Source organism: Pseudomonas sp. 05N434 (genome assembly GCF_056396965.1).
The window spans coordinates 1-649 of the sequence record NZ_JBFTMK010001026.1; the positions used below are offsets into that span (position 1 = coordinate 1).

The 649-nt window shown below is 54.0% G+C and carries 1 pseudogene; it reads right to left on the bottom strand.

Going from position 1 to position 649, the window contains the following annotated elements:
- Positions 1-649, bottom strand: a pseudogene (locus AC1DLB_RS31495) (hypothetical protein); the annotation flags it as partial.

Sequence of the window (649 nt, forward strand, 5' to 3'; positions counted from 1 at the left end):
TCTTTTCTCCACGCGGAAAAGGTGATGGCTGTTCCTTCTTCCTCGTTATCCTTGATCTCGATCTTGTAGGTGGCACCACCTGCAACGCCTTCAATCAATGCCTTTTCATCGTTCGCACTTAACTCGGCACCCTTGGCATTCTGTTTGTAAAACTCGACGACGTCGGAGAACTCGGTATAGGTTTTCAGCATGACCTCGAAATCATGTCGTGGGCGGCCTGCCAATTCGTCGAAATCACCGTAAATCGGTGCGCCTTTCATGCCGGGCGTGGTRTACACGCCATCGACGCCGGCGCCCGCCAGATGGGCATTCTTCGGAAGCAACGGGAGCATCGCCTTCGGGAAGTCGGAAGGTAATTGCGAGGCGTTCCAGGAGTCTTTTTTCGGGTCAGTGGTGATGTATTCGACCGTGGCAATTTTTTGCGCTCGAGCACGTGTTTCGGGATCTTCACTTTCGGCCCAATACGCAATCAATGGCGGCAACTGTTTGCTCCAGACAATGATTGGGTCCGCGTCGCTCTTCTTGGCGCCTTTCGCCTGGAAGATGGTCAGCACGGTTTCTGGACCGGGATTGCAGGACAACGACTCTGTGCGTGATTTGACGGTACAGTGCCCATTGACCAGCCCAACGGCGATCAACTGCCCCTTTT